Source organism: Methanolobus vulcani, assembly GCF_900100715.1.
Taxonomy (GTDB): domain Archaea; phylum Halobacteriota; class Methanosarcinia; order Methanosarcinales; family Methanosarcinaceae; genus Methanolobus; species Methanolobus vulcani.
Window position 1 is genome coordinate 325,058 of record NZ_FNCA01000003.1, and the last position, 19,411, is coordinate 344,468.

General features: G+C 42.0%; 20 protein-coding genes and 1 rRNA gene. 10 read left to right on the forward strand and 11 right to left on the reverse strand.

Annotation, left to right across the window (positions count from 1 at the left end; genetic code table 11):
* Nucleotides 1-47: 47 nt before the first annotated feature.
* Nucleotides 48-515, reverse strand: a complete 468-nt coding sequence (locus BLP52_RS06475; protein WP_091709644.1) for an Sjogren's syndrome/scleroderma autoantigen 1 family protein — start codon at nucleotides 513-515, stop codon at nucleotides 48-50.
* A gap of 117 nt (nucleotides 516-632) precedes the next feature.
* Between BLP52_RS06475 and BLP52_RS06480 the strand changes: the two genes are divergently transcribed.
* From BLP52_RS06480 to BLP52_RS06500, 5 genes are all read left to right on the forward strand, one after another.
* On the forward strand, nucleotides 633-899 hold the full coding sequence (locus BLP52_RS06480; protein WP_091709645.1) for a stationary phase-response protein: 267 nt from the start codon (nucleotides 633-635) through the stop codon (nucleotides 897-899).
* Nucleotides 900-1,042: 143 nt separating this feature from the next.
* Nucleotides 1,043-1,672, forward strand: a complete 630-nt coding sequence (locus BLP52_RS06485; protein WP_091709646.1) for a translin family protein — start codon at nucleotides 1,043-1,045, stop codon at nucleotides 1,670-1,672.
* Between the two features lie 72 nt (nucleotides 1,673-1,744).
* Nucleotides 1,745-3,364 (forward strand): O-phosphoserine--tRNA ligase, encoded by a 1,620-nt coding sequence (gene sepS, locus BLP52_RS06490; protein WP_091709647.1) that lies wholly within the window; start codon nucleotides 1,745-1,747, stop codon nucleotides 3,362-3,364.
* Nucleotides 3,357-4,055, forward strand: coding sequence for an endonuclease V (locus BLP52_RS06495; protein ID WP_091709648.1), 699 nt, complete (start codon nucleotides 3,357-3,359; stop codon nucleotides 4,053-4,055). The genes sepS and BLP52_RS06495 overlap by 8 nt, the downstream gene beginning before the upstream one ends.
* A gap of 4 nt (nucleotides 4,056-4,059) precedes the next feature.
* Nucleotides 4,060-4,731, forward strand: coding sequence for a DUF169 domain-containing protein (locus BLP52_RS06500; RefSeq protein ID WP_238380746.1), 672 nt, complete (start codon nucleotides 4,060-4,062; stop codon nucleotides 4,729-4,731).
* 41 nt (nucleotides 4,732-4,772) lie between these two features.
* Here the strand turns inward: BLP52_RS06500 and BLP52_RS06505 are convergent, their stop codons facing one another.
* The 3 genes from BLP52_RS06505 to BLP52_RS06515 form a co-directional block, all read right to left on the reverse strand.
* Nucleotides 4,773-5,162 carry a DUF473 domain-containing protein gene (locus BLP52_RS06505; protein WP_091709649.1) on the reverse strand — a complete coding sequence of 130 codons (390 nt, stop codon included), beginning with the start codon at nucleotides 5,160-5,162 and terminating at the stop codon, nucleotides 4,773-4,775.
* A 4-nt stretch (nucleotides 5,163-5,166) separates the two neighbouring features.
* The gene (locus tag BLP52_RS06510; RefSeq protein ID WP_091709650.1) at nucleotides 5,167-5,916 is read right to left on the reverse strand and encodes a proteasome assembly chaperone family protein; all 750 of its coding nucleotides are present in this window, start codon (nucleotides 5,914-5,916) and stop codon (nucleotides 5,167-5,169) included.
* 161 nt (nucleotides 5,917-6,077) lie between these two features.
* Complete coding sequence (locus BLP52_RS06515; RefSeq protein WP_162272948.1) at nucleotides 6,078-7,358, reverse strand: sensor histidine kinase; 1,281 nt, start codon at nucleotides 7,356-7,358, stop codon at nucleotides 6,078-6,080.
* 751 nt (nucleotides 7,359-8,109) lie between these two features.
* Between BLP52_RS06515 and BLP52_RS06520 the strand changes: the two genes are divergently transcribed.
* Nucleotides 8,110-8,703, forward strand: a complete 594-nt coding sequence (locus BLP52_RS06520; RefSeq protein WP_091709652.1) for a pyruvate kinase alpha/beta domain-containing protein — start codon at nucleotides 8,110-8,112, stop codon at nucleotides 8,701-8,703.
* Between the two features lie 41 nt (nucleotides 8,704-8,744).
* Here the strand turns inward: BLP52_RS06520 and BLP52_RS14510 are convergent, their stop codons facing one another.
* Together BLP52_RS14510 and BLP52_RS06525 are read right to left on the reverse strand one after the other, a co-directional pair.
* A complete protein-coding gene (locus BLP52_RS14510) occupies nucleotides 8,745-8,918 on the reverse strand; it encodes a hypothetical protein (RefSeq protein WP_162272949.1) in 174 nt (57 codons plus the stop codon).
* Nucleotides 8,919-8,958: 40 nt separating this feature from the next.
* Nucleotides 8,959-9,783: a F420-dependent methylenetetrahydromethanopterin dehydrogenase gene (locus tag BLP52_RS06525; RefSeq protein ID WP_091709653.1), complete on the reverse strand. Its 825-nt coding sequence runs from the start codon at nucleotides 9,781-9,783 to the stop codon at nucleotides 8,959-8,961.
* Between the two features lie 368 nt (nucleotides 9,784-10,151).
* Between BLP52_RS06525 and serB the strand changes: the two genes are divergently transcribed.
* Both serB and BLP52_RS06535 read left to right on the forward strand, forming a co-directional pair.
* On the forward strand, nucleotides 10,152-10,820 hold the full coding sequence (gene serB / locus BLP52_RS06530) for a phosphoserine phosphatase SerB (RefSeq protein WP_091709654.1): 669 nt from the start codon (nucleotides 10,152-10,154) through the stop codon (nucleotides 10,818-10,820).
* 70 nt (nucleotides 10,821-10,890) lie between these two features.
* On the forward strand, nucleotides 10,891-11,751 hold the full coding sequence (locus tag BLP52_RS06535; protein WP_091709695.1) for a coiled-coil protein: 861 nt from the start codon (nucleotides 10,891-10,893) through the stop codon (nucleotides 11,749-11,751).
* A 144-nt stretch (nucleotides 11,752-11,895) separates the two neighbouring features.
* Here BLP52_RS06535 and BLP52_RS06540 read toward each other — a convergent pair whose 3' ends face one another.
* The 4 genes from BLP52_RS06540 to tgtA form a co-directional block, all read right to left on the reverse strand.
* Entirely contained in the window at nucleotides 11,896-13,041 is a 1,146-nt protein-coding gene (locus BLP52_RS06540; RefSeq protein ID WP_091709655.1) for a radical SAM/SPASM domain-containing protein, read from the reverse strand.
* Between the two features lie 2 nt (nucleotides 13,042-13,043).
* Nucleotides 13,044-14,201 (reverse strand): NAD(P)/FAD-dependent oxidoreductase, encoded by a 1,158-nt coding sequence (locus BLP52_RS06545; RefSeq protein WP_091709656.1) that lies wholly within the window; start codon nucleotides 14,199-14,201, stop codon nucleotides 13,044-13,046.
* A 20-nt stretch (nucleotides 14,202-14,221) separates the two neighbouring features.
* Complete coding sequence (locus tag BLP52_RS06550) at nucleotides 14,222-15,166, reverse strand: UbiA family prenyltransferase (protein ID WP_202905735.1); 945 nt, start codon at nucleotides 15,164-15,166, stop codon at nucleotides 14,222-14,224.
* A gap of 164 nt (nucleotides 15,167-15,330) precedes the next feature.
* Entirely contained in the window at nucleotides 15,331-16,800 is a 1,470-nt protein-coding gene (gene tgtA / locus BLP52_RS06555; RefSeq protein ID WP_091709657.1) for a tRNA guanosine(15) transglycosylase TgtA, read from the reverse strand.
* Between the two features lie 157 nt (nucleotides 16,801-16,957).
* Between tgtA and BLP52_RS06560 the strand changes: the two genes are divergently transcribed.
* Nucleotides 16,958-18,415 (forward strand): TrkH family potassium uptake protein, encoded by a 1,458-nt coding sequence (locus BLP52_RS06560; RefSeq protein ID WP_091709658.1) that lies wholly within the window; start codon nucleotides 16,958-16,960, stop codon nucleotides 18,413-18,415.
* Nucleotides 18,412-19,071 carry a potassium channel family protein gene (locus BLP52_RS06565; protein ID WP_091709659.1) on the forward strand — a complete coding sequence of 220 codons (660 nt, stop codon included), beginning with the start codon at nucleotides 18,412-18,414 and terminating at the stop codon, nucleotides 19,069-19,071. The genes BLP52_RS06560 and BLP52_RS06565 overlap by 4 nt, the downstream gene beginning before the upstream one ends.
* 163 nt (nucleotides 19,072-19,234) lie before the next feature.
* Here the strand turns inward: BLP52_RS06565 and rrf are convergent.
* Nucleotides 19,235-19,356: ribosomal RNA gene (gene rrf / locus BLP52_RS06570) — 5S ribosomal RNA — on the reverse strand.
* Nucleotides 19,357-19,411: the final 55 nt, after the last annotated feature.

The following is a 19,411-nucleotide window of genomic DNA, read 5'->3' on the forward strand; positions in this document are numbered from 1 at the left end:
GAAAGTAAGTGGAAAATTCCACTTACGAAAATCACATACTCCTTTGTTTACTTCATTTTATTCATGATATCCATGCAGCGTTCGATCATATCAAGATGATCGGATATCCTTCTTACATCTGCCTCATCCTGCATTGCACTTGCAAGTGACACCATTTTTCTTATGAGCAATGTTTCCAGTTCAGGAATTGATGCAGGAATTGTAGATGATTGGCTTACAGTTGTTTTTTCACGCTGAGGTTTTGAAGGTGTAATTTGCGGTACTGCCGCAACTGGAGTTTCCTCTTTTTCTACTGGAGAATCTTCTTTTTTTGGTTTATGGGTAACTGTCGGAGAAGATGGTGGCTGCATACCTACCCTTGGGTCCCGGACATCATCACAAACAGGGCATAGTACCCTTCCTTGATAGCGGAAGAGAGGAGCACCACAGTTGCCACAATGTTGTGCAAGCATCGTTCCTCCAATCTCAAGCATTCTAGATATTTTCTGTATATTTTCATCATCAGTGTTTGACATGTTATCTCCTTTTTCTCAAAACATATATACCAATGAAAGTCTTTTTATAGAATATAATTATTTAGGGATAAATTGAGCAACCCTATTTTGATTTCAAAGTTATCAAGGTGATCCTATATGTCAAGTTTTGATCAAGTCATTGAAGAATGCAAACAGAAGTTAGAATATATCGCAAACGATAATTCAGTACCAAGAAACATCAGGCGTTCTGCAAATGATATTCTGGAAACATTAAGTAAAAGTGATGAGCCTCTCTTTTTGAGAACATCATCAAGCATATCCATTCTTGAGGATATCAGTAACGACCCTAACATCCCTGTTCACACAAGAACTCTTATCTGGGATGTTGCAAGCCAGCTCGAGACCATTCCGGTCGACGAGTAAGACGAACAATCTAATTGTTCGCTTTTTTACCTTTTTCAACTTTGAAGTATGGATATTTTGGATTTTCGACAAAATATCACTGTTTTTATCCACGCTTTTGAAAAACTGTTTATATCAAGCTGTAAATGAACTAAAGGATTGGAATGATCTACAATATATCCTGCGGTATTAAAGACAGCTTTGAGGAAAAAGACAAAGCAAGAGAGAGCAGTCTGGCAATTTCAAGAGACGTTGTGCGCAACTGCAGGACAGCAATGTACAGCATACATAACAGGGATTTTGATAAGGCAAACTCGCTGATATCCGAATCCATGCAAATGATAGAAAAAATGAACACATTGCTTGCGGATCATCCCGACATATACTATTCCGGGTTTCTTGAACATGCTCAGCAGGAATTCGTAGAGTGTCTTGTTATATTCAACATACTCAGTGGTGAAGATAAAGAAGTGCCCGGACCTCAGGAGCTTAATGTCAGCAACGTAGCCTATCTTAACGGGCTTGGGGATGTTGGCGGGGAACTCAGAAGACACATCCTTGACCTGATAAGAAAGGACATACCTGAAGAAGGCGAGAAATACCTGGGCCTGATGGAAGAGATTTACAATTGCCTCATGATGTTCGACTATTCTGATGCTATGACCCGTGGACTTCGGCATAAGACCGATGTCACAAGATCAATGATAGAGAAGACCAGGGGCGATCTTACAAATGCCATGCGTCAGCAAAAACTGGAAAAGGCAATGAAGGAATTTGAGAACCGAATTAATTAGTTGAACATTCAGAATTAATCCATCTATTTCAATTTCAAGATCACATATTTACACATATTACGAGGAATATACATGAAATTCAACCCTGATGATATCAAAAAAGCAGCAAGCGAGGATTTTGACGCTGCATGGAATAAGGGTACAGAGTACATCAGCGAGTCAAAGCTGAATGACCAGTACCCTCACATGACAATCAAATTCGGTAAGCCACACCCTGTATATGACACGATCTCAAAGCTCCGTGATGCTTATCTTAGAATGGGATTTGAGGAAATGATGAACCCACTCATTGTTGATGAGAGAGAGGTTCACAAGCAGTTCAGTCATGAGGCACTGGCTGTCCTTGACAGGTGCTTCTACCTTGCAGGCCTTCCACGTCCAAATGTAGGCATCTCAGACGAGCGTATTGCTGAGATCAAGGAGATATTAGGTGGTGTGGATGATGAAGCCATTGAGACCATCAGGAAGGTTCTTCACGCATACAAGAAGGGTGATGTCGAGGGAGATGACCTCGTACCTGAGATCGCAGCCAGCATCAATGTTTCAGACTCACTTGTAGTTGAGATGATAGACCAGGTCTTCCCGGAATTCAAGGAACTCATTCCACAGGCAACCAAGAAGACTCTTAGAAGTCACATGACCTCAGGCTGGTTCATCAGTCTTTCATCTATAATCGAGCGTGCAAATCCACCTTTTAACTTCTTCTCAATTGACCGCTGCTTCAGAAGGGAGCAGGATGAAGATGCTGCACGTCTTATGACATACTACTCTGCATCCTGTGTGATCATGGATGAGAACGTGACCATCGACCACGGAAAAGCAGTGGCACAGGGATTGCTATCTCAGTTCGGTTTTGAGAAATTTATGTTCAGGCCTGATGACAAGCGCAGCAAATACTACGTACCTGACACTCAGATAGAGGTATTTGCATACCATCCTAATCTGGTAGGTTCTAAGACAAAATATTCTGATGGATGGATAGAGATAGCAACCTTCGGTATTTACTCTCCTATCGCCCTCTCACAGTACAATATACCATATCCTGTGATGAACCTTGGACTTGGCGTGGAAAGGCTTGCAATGATACTTCACGATGCAACTGACATCCGTTCACTCACATACCCACAGATAACACAATATTCCGAATGGAAGATGACCGACAATGAGCTTGCAAAGAATGTCAAAGTTGCAAATGTTCCTGAAACCGCAGAAGGCATGGATATTGTAAAAGCTATTGTGGATATCTGTAAGGAACATGGTTCAACTCCAAGTCCATGTGAGTTCCCCGCATGGGAAGGAGAAATCGATGGAAAGAAGGTGAAGGTCTCAGTTATCGAACCTGAAGAAGAAACAAAACTCTGTGGACCTGCCGTATTCAATGAAGTTGTTGCATATGAGAACGACATTCTCGGAGTACCTGACAACAAGAAGTGGAAGAAGGTACTTGAGAACCACTCCGCAAGAACCGGTATTACATTCCTTGATGCATTTGCATGCCAGGCGGTAAAGGATATAGAGAGTGCAGTGGCAAACGGTGAGAGTGAAGTTGAGACAAGGGTCAGAATCGTGAAGGTTCCTTCCGAGATAAACATTCGCCTTGAACCACTGGCACAGCGTTTTATCACAAGCAACAAGAAGAAGATCGATATCCGTGGACCTGTGTTCACTACTGTGAGGGCAACTATTGAATAATAGCGAACTGGACTATTGGTTCGACCCCTCTTCACGCACACTGGAGGAACTCAGAATCCTCCAGAACAAAGCCATTGAGAATCTCAGTCTTGAGGACGGCTTTGGAAAGATCGAAAAGATAGCAGGTGTGGACTGCGCATATTTTGACAATAAGATAGTCTGTGCCATGCCTGTTCTGGACTACACTTCCCTTGATGTAATTGAAAAGAAGCACGTTGTACAGAAAGTCCCGCTTCCGTACATACCAACCTACCTGAACTTCAGGGAAGGAAAAGCTATTGCATCTGTTTTTATGGAACTTGAAAACAAGCCAGATTTGATAGTCTTTGATTCCTGTGGCATCAACCATCCAATAAAAGCAGGAATGGCTACTTATTTTGGAGTAGTTATGGATGTTCCAACTATTGGAGTTTCCAAGAAAATACTGTGTGGAGATTCTGAAACACCTGTTGAGGTTGGAGAATCACAGAAACTTGTGTACGAAGGTGAACAGGTTGGATGGCTTCTGAAAAGTAATAAACGCAGTAATCCGATCATTGTGGCACCCGGACACAAAGTATCTGTTGATAGCTCCCTTGAGATCGTAAAACACTGTCTGAAAGGATATAAGTTACCTGAACCTACAAGACTTGCACATATGCATGCTGCAGAAGCTAAGAAAGAGATTCTGGAACAGAACGATAGGGATTGAGATTATGAAGCTATGCAGAGATTCAAATAATCCTGATTATCCAAATCATCAAGATTGTCAAAACTACCCGAATATTGAAGCGCTTATGGACGAAGGCGAGCCTGTGTGCATTTCTCTTTGTAACGATAAAGGTAAGACTTCAGACCTGCTTTACTGTGAACTTGTACATAAAGCTCGAAATGGAGAGTCTTTCCTGATAGAAGACCAGAGATGCAGACCTGGAAAATTCATACTTGGAATTAGTGAGGACAGCCCGGCAGACTATTATTTGAAGTCCAATCGCTATAAGGATGAAAAGACTGCAAAGAAAGCTGTGGATTCACTTCCGAGGATTGAACAGGAGTACAGATCATTGAAAATCGAGCCTCTGGGGAAGAATGCCGGCAAGTTCGATGTCCTCTTGCTTTATCTTAAACCTGAAAGCGCTATGAAAATAATACAGGCATATGCATTTCATTTTGGTGAAAGGATTACTTCAAGGTCAATTGGTGCAACATCCATATGCGGAGATTGTACAGCACGAGTGCTGAAAGAAGGGATCGGTATTTCCTACGGGTGCAAAGGTTCACGAAAACACAGTGGCTATGCTAATGAGGAAGTTCCGATTGGTATTGCATATAGCATGCTCCAAGAAATAGAAGAGGGACTTAAAAACATCCCTGCAACATTTGATTGATTTTATCGGATCGTATAGAATCTTGATTCCATAGATTGTTATCATCTTGCGTTGTAGAGTGGAATTTCTTCCGCGTCTACTTTTGTGACTTCACCGATGGTGTTGTTCAGGACTTTTCTGATGCGTGCAATGCATTTTGGGTCAAGCTGGAGCCTGAGGCTTGTGGTTTCACGTTCCTCGTAAAAGGCTTCATTGCTCTGCATCACCCTATGTGTTGAGACTTGATGTCTGACCAGTTTGGTGATTATACCCATGCTGCCACCTGTGAGGTCCTCTGGACTTGTGTGGGTCAAAAACAACATGTCGCCTACGTTCATACGCAGTGCTGTCAGAAAGTTGTGAGGACTCCTGATCTCAATGGTCAGAAGCCTGTTCTGCCTCAGATCAGAGATAACACGTTCAGATATTCCTGTTAAAGCAATATATTCCATGTTATCACCCGTACATTGGGAACTCTTTCCTTCCACCTGCTGTGGGCTGTTCGGTCGTTCTTACGTCTTCTGCCAGTCTCTGCATTTCGATTTCGATCTTCTCTGCCTGTTCTATGAGACCTTCGGTGTTGATTTTGTAATCATAAAGAAGATTCAGAACATCAATTACCACTGCTGCAGCCCTTGGGTCAGGGTTCTGACTCATGGTTGAACCGAGAAGGCTTATGGCAGGGATCTCACGTACGAGACATTCACCCATGATGCTGCCGGATATTCCCGATATTGTACCCATCTGGAATAGTTCTACTTTGTCCTTTATCTTTTCCAGCATGTCCATGTTGGTGGCTGCACCGAATACTTTGTGCTCCTCACTCATGGTTGCGATTCCTGCAAGGGATACTATCTCTTTTACATTGATGGCCTGGGCCCATGAAAGAAGCGCTTTGCTTATATCGTATGCAACTACCGGATTGATAGGAATATCAGAGACTACCATTACCATGCCATGCTCTGTGCTTTCGTAGATCCTGACAGGCATGTTGATCAGTCCTTCGTAAAGAACTGCTATAGGCGGAAAATGCCTGGAATCTATGGAACCTACATATTCCATCTTAAGTTCGTCTATTATCTGCTGACTGGCAATGTTGCCAACTAAACCTATACCCGGAAAACCCTCGATCAATATCGGGTTTTCAGTCTGAATCTCTGTGGTTATGATCTTTACGTTGTTATCGTCATAATCTGTTTCAGCCAAACGATCACCTTTTAAAATACAACTTGCTAAACTCCCTACATTAATATAAGAATCAGCTTATAGATAAGAGCATCGTTTGCCAGCAAACAAAACTGAGAACATTAAGTTTCGTTAAAGATTACAATTCAGCCAGACTTTTTAAATTACTAACAAGCCAGAGATTAATTGCCAACCCTGAAATAGTCAGGAGGGACTATTATTTCAAATCTGACGCCTTCACCATAGATTCCAGTTTCCCGAATACTCAAACCGGTTATTTCTAGTATCTCTCTGCAAAAGAACAAACCCAGCCCGGTATTTTCGCCATGTCCTCTTTCAAATATCTGCTCTTTGTCCTCTTCTGGAATACCAACACCATCATCCTGATATATTACTTTAAGGGAATTGCCAGAATATTCGTATGAAAGAGAAATAGAGTCTACATTACCCCCATGTCTCAAAGAGTTCTCAATTAAATTGAACAGGAGTTTTTCAAGCATTACATCGGCATAGATCAATGTTCCGGATTCGGGACGTGTCAATGCAATACCATCGATAGATGCATGAATTTCGCTTGAATCCAGCAGAATAGCAATATCCTGCCATTTCGGATCCTGCATCCCGATATTCTGATATTGACCTGTGAAAGAGATAAGATCAAAGATCAGATTAGCACTTTCAACAATATGAGCTGCCATTTCCTGCTGCTGATTGTTTAGATCTCTGGTCAGAAGTTCCCCAAAGCCCCTTACAATATGGACCTTATTAAGTATATCATGACGAGTGATATCGGTTAAAAGGTTTAGTTTTCGGTGGGATTCTTTTAGTGCATGCTCAGCCTTTCTCAAAGAAGTAAGATCATAGATCAATCCACTAAGTCTATCCGGACTTGCACCATCACATGCAGTAGTTGCATGCACTAGCAAGTATCGCATACCACTATAAGGAGGAGAAAAGTTAAACTCGGTTTTCAGATAATCCTGACCCATGCCCACATTGCATGCATTCCTGAGATCGGAAATATTGTCAAGATCGATACCAAATGACTGACATATGTTTTTAAGTTGTTTTTCGGATTCAATATGTGACCCGCATAATTCATCGAGTGATTCATCCCAGAATAGATCACCGGTTGTCAGATCAAGATCCCAGACGCATGCCTTTGCAGATTTTACTGCGTGTAAGTAACGTTCTGCGAAATCCTGTGCTTTCAGCCTTGACAATTCGAGCTCACTGTTCATCCTCTGAGCATTCAATAGAAGATACACTATGGTCGTACCAACAGATATTATCAGATCCATAAACATTAGACTATCATTAAAGAACGATGGAGTCAACAAATCCCTGTTTACTGGTACGATCCACCACTCCAGCAACCTTCCTAACATAACCAGAACAAAAAGCGTGTAAAGGGCTGCAAATAGTTTGGAGAACAGCATCTCTTCAGGACTACACCGGGTCAAAAGAATATACACTGATTTAGACAATATAAGGATAGCCAGTACTGAAACTATAATGGTACGAATTAGAGAAATATCAATGTACTCTGTGAAGAAGTAAAATACCAATGCCAAAGGGATAAATAGCAAATATACCTGTCTACGAAAAGCAGAAGCGTGAAAGTAAAGTTTCAGACTTTCTAATTTAAGGAACACACTGAGAATTACAAATGTATTTGCCAGCGCAATTGTCATAAAATCCGGGCCAGTGCCTCTAAATGAATAAAGTATATGAGCAATCAATAAAGAAAAAATGCCAAGTATCCATTTGAAAAAACCAGGATATGTTTTTTGGGTCTTCCAATACAGGAACATGACTAATACGAGGAAAAGTTCAACTGCGATTGTACAAATGAATATTGTCCTCAGATCAATCATTAAAAATGAAATGTTTGGTTATATATAAATAGTGTGTGCTATCCTGGCAAACTGCATGGCATGATGATATTTTGAGGTCCGTCCTTTATCGAAGGTTTTTTCATTGTTGACTTTTGAGCTAAATTCTTACTTCAAAGCAAATGCATTCATGGTGCATGCAACATAAGCTTCATAGCTGTTTTTTGTTCACATTTCCATCAGTTGTTCTACATGTCTTTTGATATTTACCGGAATAGCTTATACAATCGATTAACATTCCACCACAAACATTCATATGACATTAAACCAAGAAATCATCCAACTCTATATCATAAGACCATTACCAAAAGGCGATAACATGGAAAAGACAATCACATACTTTGATGATGTTGGAAAAGCAAATACAGAAAAGGTCATGAAATTATCTGCAAAAAGAGCAGCAGAGCTTGGAATCAAATACATTGTGCTGGCAAGCACAAGCGGGGAAACAGCACTTGCTGCCGCAGAAGCGTTCAAAGATCAGGATGTCAAGATCATAGCGATCACACACCAGTACGGACTTAAAGAACCTGGAAAATGGGAAGTCGACGAGGACAAGCTTGCAAAGCTCAACGAGCTTGGTGTGGTAATGACAACACAGTCACACATGTTCTCAGGTGTTGAGCGTGCGATCCAGAAGCGTATTGGTGGTGCAAGCCGTGCTGATGTCATATCTGACACATTAAGAGCAGTATTTGGAAAAGGATTCAAGGTCGCTCTGGAGTGCGTAATGATGGCGGCGGATTCAGGTCACATACCAGTATCCCTTGACACAGAAATCATAGCAATTGGTGGAACAAGACAGGGAGCAGACGTATCCGTAGTTGTCAGACCTGCGCATTCTTTTGATTTCTTCGGCATGCAGATAAGGGAAATTATAGCAATGCCAAGAGCAAAGGAAGAGCCAAAATAATTACAAGAATAAATATATTCAAATATGTTTTTCAATGGGAATCAGTTCCTATTGTCATTTTTTAGAGAATCGTCGTTATTTTCAGATTCTTTATTCTCTTCTACTCTGCTTGATTGTTTATTCATGTACAATGTGGACTTCATGAAATAAGCTGTGAAAAGAACAAATGCAACAAACAGGGCAATACCGATCAGTATCGCAAAAAGAGTATCCATAAAAAGATAAAGAAAGTACCACAAGGGTACTTCATTGAAATTACTGCTGTGGCTTCTCGTAGAGAGCGGTCTTGGTCATCTGGTAGCCTTTCTTTGCGTGTGGCTGCCTGAAGACTGAGTCGTTTGCCTTCTCGATCTCTCTTGCATCGATTGCCAGCTGAGCTGCAGCGCGCATCATTTCGTGACCTGCTGCTGCTGTGAGTGTAACCTGCTCGATCTCCTTCATCATGAAGCATGCCGGGAAGTTGATCTTTGCAACTGAGTCAGCCATGTGGAGAGCTGCAAGTGCCTTTGCCTTTGCGTATGGGTTGTTGAATCCTGCTCTCTCAATGCACTTCTCTGGCTTTGCGAGGATGTGTGGAAGTTCGAGTTCCTTACCTTCGTCTGCCATTGCAGCGACCTTGTCGAGCTCTTCCTGAATGAGTCTTACAACACCACAGGTTGAAAGGACCTTCATTGCATCAGAGTTGAATGAGGCCATCTCTACAGGGTCAAGGAATTCTGTCTTTGCGCCGATAAGTGGGTCGACTGTCATGATAATGTAACCGAATCCTGCTTCCTCGAGTGCTGCACGGTCGTCCTTCTTGGTTGGACCGTCTGAGATAACGATACATGGAACGTCCTTGTATATCTCACGAGCTGCGGTTGGACCTGGTGCACTTGAGTTAGGGCTGATCATTACATAGAAGTCAGCATCGAATTTCTTGAGTTCTTCTGTTGCTGCTGCTTCATCTTTGCCCATTTTAGGACCTGTACCGAAAACGCGAACGCTGATACCTTCTCTTGCTGCGATCTCGTCCTGTACAAGGTCGATCACCTGGCTCATACCTAAGTTACCTAGCTTAATGAATCCAATCTTTGCCATGTAAAATCACAGTAGTGCAATGGACAGTGTAGCATATATTACTTTTGGAATGAGAGCGCTACAATCCAAAAATGAATAAATATACCAGAAATAAAATGAAAAATGAGAGAATATGAAACGCGCTCAGCCTTACCTGAAAAGTACCATATTTCATCCGAGATACTATGATACACTATAATAACAGGACATTATGTCTGGATAGATTAAGTATGGTATTCTGTCTTTTGACAACTCAGCTAACTTCCCGAAAATAGAACCGCTGTGAATTCGTTCTATCGAAAGCCTTAAAAGCAATGTAACTTATTTCACATCAATCTCGGCACTTAAATACTGTTTCAATACGGGATTCAAATTCCAGGTTTGATGAAGTGAGTCGTACCAGCAACAATTCTGATAGGATCAAGTTAATAGTTTTTGATATGGACAGCACCCTTATTGATGCTGAAACCATTGATGAGCTAGCAGAGGCCGCAGGAGTGGGAGACGAAGTAGCCGCCATAACTGAAAGGGCAATGCATGGGGAACTCGACTTTTCCGAAGCTCTTCAGCAAAGGGTCAAACTTCTTAAAGGGCTGCCACTTGATAAGGCACATGAGGCTCTTGCCAAAATGCCTTTCATGCCAGGTGCGAAAGAACTGGTTTACTACCTGAAATCCCGAGGTTACAAAACCGCAATGATCTCAGGCGGCTTTACAATAGCTGCTGACCGTGTTGGTGAAACACTGGGAATGGATCATGTGGTTTCAAACGAACTTCTGACAGACAATGGATGTCTTACAGGAGAGGTTAGAGGTCCGCTGACAGATCAGGGCTCCAAGGAGTTTGTTCTGGAAGATATCTCTGAAAAATACGGAATTAAGCCTGATGAATGTGTGGTAGTTGGTGATGGTGCCAATGACATATGCATATTCAAAAGAGCAAAGTTTGCCATTGCATTCAATTCCAAACCGATCCTTCATGCACATGCTAATATTGTCATTACAGAAAAGAACCTTGAAGCAGTTATACCGGTCATCCAGTCCCTGGATTCCGAGTAATGCCAAGTATCGTGCATTAGAGATGCATGAAATGCCAGCTTTTTTGCTGGACCGGGAGGATAATAAGGAAATGATAAAAGAACTGAACGACAAGAAGACAGAGCTTAAGAACCTGTCTGAAGAATATAAGAAGAAACGTAACGAACTCAACGCAGAAGCAAGTACACTCGCAGCAAAGCGTAATGAGCTGAATAAGAAAACAAAAGACCTTATCAACGAAGCACAGGAATACAAGGTGCTCCGCGACGAGAACAACGAGAAGGTAAAGGAAAACAAAGCACTCCGTGATGAGGTCAACAACAAGGCTAACGATGTATTTGCCAAGATCGACCAGATACGCAATGAGAACAACCTTGGTGGTCCTTCTATCAAAGATATCCGCAAGGAGATCGACAGGCTGGAATTCACACAGCAGACAGAGGTCCTTACAACCAACAAGGAAAGAGAACTGGTCAACAAGATCACTGAACTCCAGAAACAGTATGTTGTAAAGAAACAGCAGCTTGAAAGCAATGATGAGCTCAAGAACCTGCTGGCTGAAGCACAGGAGATCAGGGACGAGGCATCCACTTATCACACTACACTTTCAGAGTACGCACAGAAGGCACAGGAATATCATGACAAGATGATTACCACCTTCAAAGAGGCTGACAAGGTCCGCGCAGAATCTGATGCTGCTCACAAAGAATTCGTTCACTTCCAGGAAAAAGCTGATGAACAGCACAAACTCTTCATCACAGCCCAGAAAGAGATCCGTGACATTGACAAAGAACTCCGCAAGATGAAGAAGGGAGATGTCGATGGCAGGAAAGAGGCTTCAAGGGCAGAGGCACGCAAGGATGCAGAAGACATCTTTGACAAATTCAAGTCCGGCGAAAAGCTTACCATGGAAAACCTGATGGCGATCCAGAGATCTGGAGTCCTGAAATAATCAAATTAAAGAGGGTGATCTTCACCCTCCTTTCAACTGTTTTTTATTAGTTATATTGTTAGTAATTAATAGTTACTACCAATTATTGAAGCAAATATGCTTTAACACAGATGATTATCTGAAAGAATAAAAATAGAAATTATCTCACCGTTCAAGGCCGAGATGATTTATTCTGAATGAAGCATCACGCATCAGACATGGTCCGCTTCCGAACACGGGATCAGTGTATATCTTTTTCCATATAGATGCAAGACTTTCCTCGTGAACATTACCGTATGGTTTTGGCATACATGCACATGGAAGCACATCACCTTCAGGAGTTACATGCAGCCATTTCCTGCCGGCAAAACATCCCATTTTCCTGATGATCTGAGGAATTGGGAATACACGTGGCCCTTCTGCATGGGATGTTCTTTCTACAAAATCATCGAACTTTTTCAGGTCTTGAGAAGAAAGCACTTCCTTTTCATGACCTTCCCACCTGCCTGTTGGAACTATCTCATAGAATGAAAGTTCATGAACGCCAGTCTCTTTTGCAAGCTCGTAGAAATCATCAAGTTCATCAACGTTACGTGGCGATAGAACCACATAAATACCAACTAGCAGACCCGCATTAAGTCCGTTTTTGAGAGCATTTACAGCTTCCTTAAAAACACCCGGCCTGCCTCGCATGTAATCGTGTCCTTCTTCATTGGCACTGTCAAAGCTTACACTTAACATGGAAAGACCTGCTTTTTTGAGACTCTCTGCACGCTCAGGAGTCATTCCCACACCGGATGTGAAAAGTCCGGGAATTGCACGTGACTGATCTACATAACTTATGAGATCTTCAAGGCCATCGTAAAGAAGAGGTTCACCACCATCAAATATTATGAGCGTAGTACCAAGATCAATAGTCTGGTCTATCACACTTTTTACAGTATCAGGGCTCAGCCTTGCTTTGTTCTTAGTATCTGGAAGGGCACAGTGAAGACACCTGTTAGGGCACTCTTCAGTTATTGAAATTGTGATCTGCTCAGGAACATATTTTCCCCTCATGGCTTTCATCTGGCTTGATACGAGCCTGTCAAATGCCTTGCTGGGTATAGGAGGCATCCATGTTGAATAGATAAGTTTGTCTTTTTCAACCTTTGAGGGTTTTGTGTTCTCGAATATTTCCATCATATCCGCTACAAACGAACCCATGACAGAGGATGCAATACCTGAGGTCTTCATTCTTACCCGGTTATTTTCAACCTGGGCATAAACCTTGAAAAAAGGGTTCTTGTAGAAATAGTATTTTGGCTTCATCACTACTTGTTCCTGAAAACTGCTCTGTATGACAGTATAGAAGATGGATTATTCTTCAGTATCATCTTTGATATTTGTAGTGCCTGATTGAAAGGACTTCCGCTAAGAACCTTCAGGTCCTCACCTTCAAAGACCTCCATCATACCATCGACCTCCTTATCAGTCATCTTCCTGAGAGTTTCCATAGCAAATCTTCCAAGATAGTATTCGGTCCTGTAAGCTGCATTCCAGCGTCTCCTGTACTCGAACAGGAAGTTCTTGGAAGTATTACCTTTTGCAATGGCATCGGCTGCAACATCACCGCACATCTGTCCCGCATGCATACCATAGCCAATTCCGGACTGTGCTGCTGAACCGCCAACTATCATCACACCGTCTGCCACAATGTCACCTGGAATTGCAACTATCGGGTCACCACCTGTGGATTTGCTTATGATCTTCACATCATCCAGACCTTTGAGCTCCTTGAACCTCTCAAGCCATGCATCGAAAAAGTCTGAAACATCAGTACCATGCCTGCGTACATACATCCCAAGTGTAGCCCGGTTGCCACCGCATGGAGAATATGTGGACTTCCATCCGGGAGCGTGGTTACCTACATAATACTCAAAGTAATCAGGTTCACCGATTCCTTCTGCCTCGATCTCAGCCTCAAGGGACCAGGCGATATCCGGAGTATGTTTGATCGGCTTCATTCCAAGAAGTGCGGCGATTCTTGAATTTATCCCATCTGAGACAATGACAAGTTTGCATCTTATCTTACCTTTTGATGTGCTTACAATAAAGCCACCTTCTGTCCTGAGGACATTAAGAACTTCAATACCGAAACGAACATCAGCGCCTGCATCCTTGGCCTGTTTAATGTAGAATTCATCGAACTTCTTCCTGTCAAGGAAATAAGCATCGCCTTCAAAGATAACGTTCTTCCCTGAAGGTGCAATGATATAGGCACCCTTGAGGTTCTTTATTACATAACTCTGGTCAACTTCCTCTCCAGTCCTGTCAAACATTCCTTTGAAAAATGTGTTTGCAGGATGAGTGGGCACGCCCACAGCTTCTTTTTTGTCTAGAAGAATGACCTTGCAGCCTTTTGCCGATGCATTTCTGGCTGCCATGACTCCCGCAGGGGAAGCTCCTATTACTATGATATCTGCATCCATTTTGAACCTCTAAACTAAATTTACCACAGGATACCGGAATATGCCGGTACGAGTATGCAAAGTATTACATCAAGTATGAGAGAACCAAACATTATGCCCCTATATCTGGAGCCCTGAAGGAAAAGTCTTCCTCCACGCTCTTCTGTTGGATTCTTTATGAAATCAAATGACTGGACGAGCATCCATCCACCTGCAAGCAATGCGCCTGCAAAGTATATAGGACCTATCTTTGCTGTAAGTCCGATTGCAAGTGAAGCTATCACACCTACAACCCACATGAAAGTGACGAATTTTGCTGTTGCTGGAATGCCGAAAGTCACCGGAAATGTTGGTGCTCCTCTGGCCCTGTCACCTTCTACATCCCTTGCCACACCTGAAAGTGTGAATCCCCAGTCTGTAAAGCACATCATCAGACCAAGGAAGATCGCAGGAAGCGGAAGTATGGAACCATAGGAAGGTTCTTTGAGAATACCTGCAGGGTCAAAGGCCAGCCATATGCCAATGGGCACAAGTCCGTATGCAATTCCTACGGGAACAAAGCTCAGAAATGTCATTCTTTTTGCTAGTTTTGAGTATATACTGATGGTTAACACAGCAATTAAAAGAACCACAAATGATTCCGGATTGAGGTAAAGAGCTGCTGCACTGGCAACCAGGAACAGGAACCCTGCATATTTAAGTGCCTGATCCCTTGTGAGCTTGTTAGCTACAAGCGGCCTTTCAGGCAGGTTAATGGTATCAATATCGATATCACAACAATCATTATAAACATAGGAACTGGTGATAGCCGCATAGCCACCTATCACAGCTATAATGAACATTATTGGGTCCGGCAGTGCCCCCATTGTGAGATATGATGCCAGTAAAGCGCTGGCTGCAGGCAGAGCTATGTCCATGTCAGAAATTTCCGGCCTTAACATCTCAAGATAGGGATTTCGTGTTTTAGAGCCTGAAGTGGAAACCAAGTATATCACCTGATAGATTATAGCACCTAATTCCCTGTATTATATATTAGTATTAGGGTTGTGTGAGCCAAATAAACTCAAATTCAACTGTTAAAAATAGAAAAAGGAAAATCAAAAAATCTTATCGAAAAAGATATTCAAACATGATACATTTATAGAAATAATTAATCACTCTTCGGTGGAACAACTGTAACATTGTCCATTTCAGCAAGTTTCTCTACCAGAGGATGCTCAAAACTCTCCCTCATAAGGAAAGTGTAGTTTGCCTCAGGATTCAGCTCAATCAGCTTTATAGTATTAAGGAAAGCAGTTTCCAGAGATTCATAATCAGGAGTCCGTACAACCTCTGCATTGAAAGGATAGACCTCTGCAAGATCCTGGGGATAGGAACCAAACGGTGGTTTGAAAACCATGACATTATCATACTCCTTATCCTTCTTTGTAGGATATGGCCTGATAAGCACTGAACCTTTGATGGTGAGCCTTTCAAGCTGTTTGGTGAAATGAAGAACCTCAGGTCTCTTTGCAGACTCAGGCCCGCAGTAGAAGAAAGTGGACTTGGATGATGGGTCACATTCCTCCAGCCATGAGGAATAATTGGTCATCTGCTTTAAGGCTTCCAGCATTCTTGGGTGTGAGCGGCAGCGCTGTTCTACAAGTTCCAGAAGGTTGCCTTCCCAGATAGCCTGCTTGACCTCTCGCATTTCCTCAAATGTAACATAGAGGTTGTGCCTTGCAAGAAGTTCAGTACAGTTGTGGGCTTTTTTAAGCTCCTCTGCTGTGTGAGCCATACATACAGGGCAGGAACATGGCAGGTACTTGAGCTTATCTATATGATAGGTGCCTCTTGAAGTGATATAACGCCTATCTTTTGCATAAAGTGCATAGGCTGCAGAGTCAAAGAGGTCACATCCAAGAGCAACAGCGAGTGCGAACATCATAGGGTGTCCGGCACCGAAAAGATGTACTGGTGCTACAGGGTCAAGACCTTTCTTGGCTGAAGCGATAACATCCACAAGGTCCGCATAGCGATAAGCTTCCATGAGTGGAACTACCGCACCGAATGGGTAAACATCAAAACCAACATCTGAAAGCTCACGTGCGCATTCTTCACGAAGGTCTTTGTAAGTGGCACCCTGAACAGGACCAGCAAGGAGCATACCGCCCTCTTTTACAAGTCCTCTTGCTTCTTTCAGGCGTTCTATTGTAATGTCCATGTCTTCCTTTGCTTTCTCATAGGTCACATCAGGATGTGTAGGAATATCCAGAGGAACTCCGATATCTGTTCCTATTTTCTGCTGGAAATCAATAATTTCCGCATTTGAGACTTCCACTTCACCATAGACTGAAAGCTGGAAAGAACCGGAATCTGTCATGATAGGACCGTCATAATCGAGTAATGCATGCAAACCGTCCTTGAGAGCTTTTTCCCTTAACTCGTCCTTACGGTAAATAATATAGGAATTTGTGATAAGGATCTCAGCACCAAAATCCTTCATTTCAGATGGTTTAATGGTCTGGATATTTGGATTGATAACAGGCATCACGGTAGGGGTCTCCACCACACCGTGTGGCGTTGTGAGTTTACCGATACGGCCCGCTGCATCCTTGTGTATGATATCGAATTGTGACATGAGCCACTAGATGAGGTTAAGATATATTTAAGCTTCCTCTGGGAAGTTCTTCAAAATAATAAACGAGTAAATTAACGAAAAAAATAAGGAAATTAATCCGGAAACTAATCCAGAACTTACTACATAATTTATAATGATTCAGGAAGCATTATAGTATATGTACGAACTGCATACCCCTGTTGACATCAAGGCTGTAGCTAAGTACATGGGATATTATCTTCTGGCATTTTCATTTGTTCTTGTCGTTCCGATGATCGTTGCTATAATATTCCACAATTTTGAAGCTGCTGCATACTATGGATCAAGTGCAGCAATCAGTTTTTTAGCAGGGTCTTTTATTTACAGGACTTTACCTGATTATGACCTTGAAACAAAAGAAGCACTAATTATTGTTGCCCTGGTATTCCCCATATCAGCACTTTTGAGTGCTATTCCTATGTCACTGTCAACTGGCATGCCTTTGTTTGATGCTTACTTTGAAAGTGTTTCTGCAGTTACAACAACTGGACTCAGTGTCGCTCCTGCTGATGTAGGGCCGGTTTTTCTTTTTGCGCGTTCATGGGGACAATGGGTAGGAGGAATTGGAATAATTCTTGTGGTCCTTTCAGTCCTTATCAGCCCCGGGACTACAGCATACAGGATGTACAAAGCCAACTATGGCGAGATGAAGATTAAACCGACTGTGATCTCCACAACCCGTACACTTGGCAAGGTTTATGTGATCATAACACTTGTTTCCATTGGTCTGCTACTGTTCAGTGGAATGTCTCTTTTTGACTCCATATGTCATGCCTTCTGCTGCGTATCAACTGGAGGGTTTTCAACACAGACTGCTAGTATAGCTGCATATAGTGGAAATCTCATACCTACTGCCATTAGTATATCATGCATTCTTGGAGCGATCAGTTTTGTACTTTACCCATATCTGTTCAAGAAGCCGGAGAAGTTTTTCGGAAACAAAGAACTAAAATTATTCTTGGCGTTGATTGTGTTTGGTTCAATTGTATTTGCCTTCACGTTACCAAAAGAAAATTTTGAATATGCATTTATCAAAGATAATTTGTTTCAAGTCATCTCTGCGATCACAACTGCAGGTTTTTCTACTTTTGATCTTTCCATCCTGTCAGAAGCATCAAAAGCAGTACTGATATTCATGATGTGGATAGGAGGGTGTGTGGGATCAACTGCTGGCGGAATAAAGGTTTTCAGAGTGCTATTGCTTTTTAAGGTCGTACATAATGTACTTATCAGATTGTTTCTTCCAAGAGAAACTATCACTCCCATGAAGATAGAAGAACATGTAATAGAAAGTGAGGAAATATACAATCTGGTGACATTCATGTTGCTTTATACTCTGATACTTGTAGTTTCATCATTCATGTTCATACTTTATGGAGTGGATACCAGCAGTTCTGTTTTTGAAGCTTCAAGTGGGCTTAGCACAGTCGGGCTTTCTGTGGGAATTACCAATGCTGCCATGCCAACGGTGCTAAAAGCAGTACTTATTATTGACATGTTATTTGGCAGAATTGAAATTATACCGTTGATACTGCTGTTCATGCCGGGAACATGGATTAAAAGAAAAAGAGACAACAAGAAGAGTGTGAGAATATGAGAGTGATAGTTGTAGGTGCAGGTTCACTGGGGATACTTCTGACAAAGAACATGATCGACCAGGGGAAAGAGGTCATACTTATCGAGAAGGATGAGGCAATAGCCAAAGAACTTGCTGAAACTCTGGATTGTACTGTGATAAATGCAGAAGGAACAAGACCTGATATTCTGGAAAAAGCAGACCTCTCTAGTGCAGATGCAATCGTTGCCTGTACCAGTAATGACCAGAACAATATTCTTATTGGTTTGATTGCCAGGGATGCAAAAGTTGGAAAGATAATCCTGAAAATAGAGGACAAGCAGTTCATGGATGTTGCCAATAAGCTTGGTTTTTATTATATGATCAATCCTTCAAGCATTTCATCCAGATATATTGCAGATGTGCTGAGAGGAATTAACACAATCGAACTAAGTAATCTGGTACGTTCTGAAGTAAGGTTTATGGGAATTGTAGCAACAGAAAGTGTGATTGATATGAAATTGTCAGAAATATCACTTCCTGAAGATAGTGCCATTATTGGAATTTACCGAAAGAATGAATTTATCCTTGCTGCAAAAGATCCAAAACTTCGAGAAAAGGATGAGGTTATTATTGTTACAAAGGCAGATTTTATTCAGGATGTTAATGAAGCTATGGGCAGAAATGTAGAAGAATAAGCATTTAACAATTCCTGATATTATTTGCTTGTGCCGCGCTTTGCGCGGGACATTGAGTTTAGTTTAGAGTACTAGAATAACCAAGAAAAACCAGAAGTCTAAAGTTGTTACTGTTTGTAGAATAAAAATATTGTTAATAGAAAAGCAGGATCAATTGTGAGTGAGTTGGCAGCGATCCGTATTTCCCGAAGACTCTCATACTTCAGTACAGTAAGGAACGCTGGCGGGCTTATCTTCTGTGTTCGGGATGGGTACAGGAATTACCCCGCCGCTATGGCCGCCAAACTCACTCACGATGAAAGATAAAGTTAAAGCCAAGATCCGGATTCGAACCGGAATG

Excerpts from the sequence above, each read along its gene's own strand:
- BLP52_RS06475 (WP_091709644.1), bottom strand. The coding sequence starts at position 515 with ATGTCAAACACTGATGATGAAAATATACAGAAAATATCTAGAATGCTT.
- BLP52_RS06485 (WP_091709646.1), top strand. The coding sequence starts at position 1,043 with ATGATCTACAATATATCCTGCGGTATTAAAGACAGCTTTGAGGAAAAA.
- sepS (WP_091709647.1), top strand. The coding sequence starts at position 1,745 with ATGAAATTCAACCCTGATGATATCAAAAAAGCAGCAAGCGAGGATTTT.
- BLP52_RS06545 (WP_091709656.1), bottom strand. The coding sequence starts at position 14,201 with ATGGATGCAGATATCATAGTAATAGGAGCTTCCCCTGCGGGAGTCATG.
- BLP52_RS06535 (WP_091709695.1), top strand. The coding sequence starts at position 10,891 with ATGATAAAAGAACTGAACGACAAGAAGACAGAGCTTAAGAACCTGTCT.
- BLP52_RS06560 (WP_091709658.1), top strand. The coding sequence starts at position 16,958 with ATGTACGAACTGCATACCCCTGTTGACATCAAGGCTGTAGCTAAGTAC.
- BLP52_RS06500 (WP_238380746.1), top strand. The coding sequence starts at position 4,060 with ATGAAGCTATGCAGAGATTCAAATAATCCTGATTATCCAAATCATCAA.
- BLP52_RS06565 (WP_091709659.1), top strand. The coding sequence starts at position 18,412 with ATGAGAGTGATAGTTGTAGGTGCAGGTTCACTGGGGATACTTCTGACA.
- BLP52_RS14510 (WP_162272949.1), bottom strand. The coding sequence starts at position 8,918 with ATGGATACTCTTTTTGCGATACTGATCGGTATTGCCCTGTTTGTTGCA.
- BLP52_RS06540 (WP_091709655.1), bottom strand. The coding sequence starts at position 13,041 with ATGAAGCCAAAATACTATTTCTACAAGAACCCTTTTTTCAAGGTTTAT.
- BLP52_RS06480 (WP_091709645.1), top strand. The coding sequence starts at position 633 with ATGTCAAGTTTTGATCAAGTCATTGAAGAATGCAAACAGAAGTTAGAA.
- BLP52_RS06525 (WP_091709653.1), bottom strand. The coding sequence starts at position 9,783 with ATGGCAAAGATTGGATTCATTAAGCTAGGTAACTTAGGTATGAGCCAG.
- BLP52_RS06505 (WP_091709649.1), bottom strand. The coding sequence starts at position 5,162 with ATGGAATATATTGCTTTAACAGGAATATCTGAACGTGTTATCTCTGAT.
- tgtA (WP_091709657.1), bottom strand. The coding sequence starts at position 16,800 with ATGTCACAATTCGATATCATACACAAGGATGCAGCGGGCCGTATCGGT.
- BLP52_RS06520 (WP_091709652.1), top strand. The coding sequence starts at position 8,110 with ATGGAAAAGACAATCACATACTTTGATGATGTTGGAAAAGCAAATACA.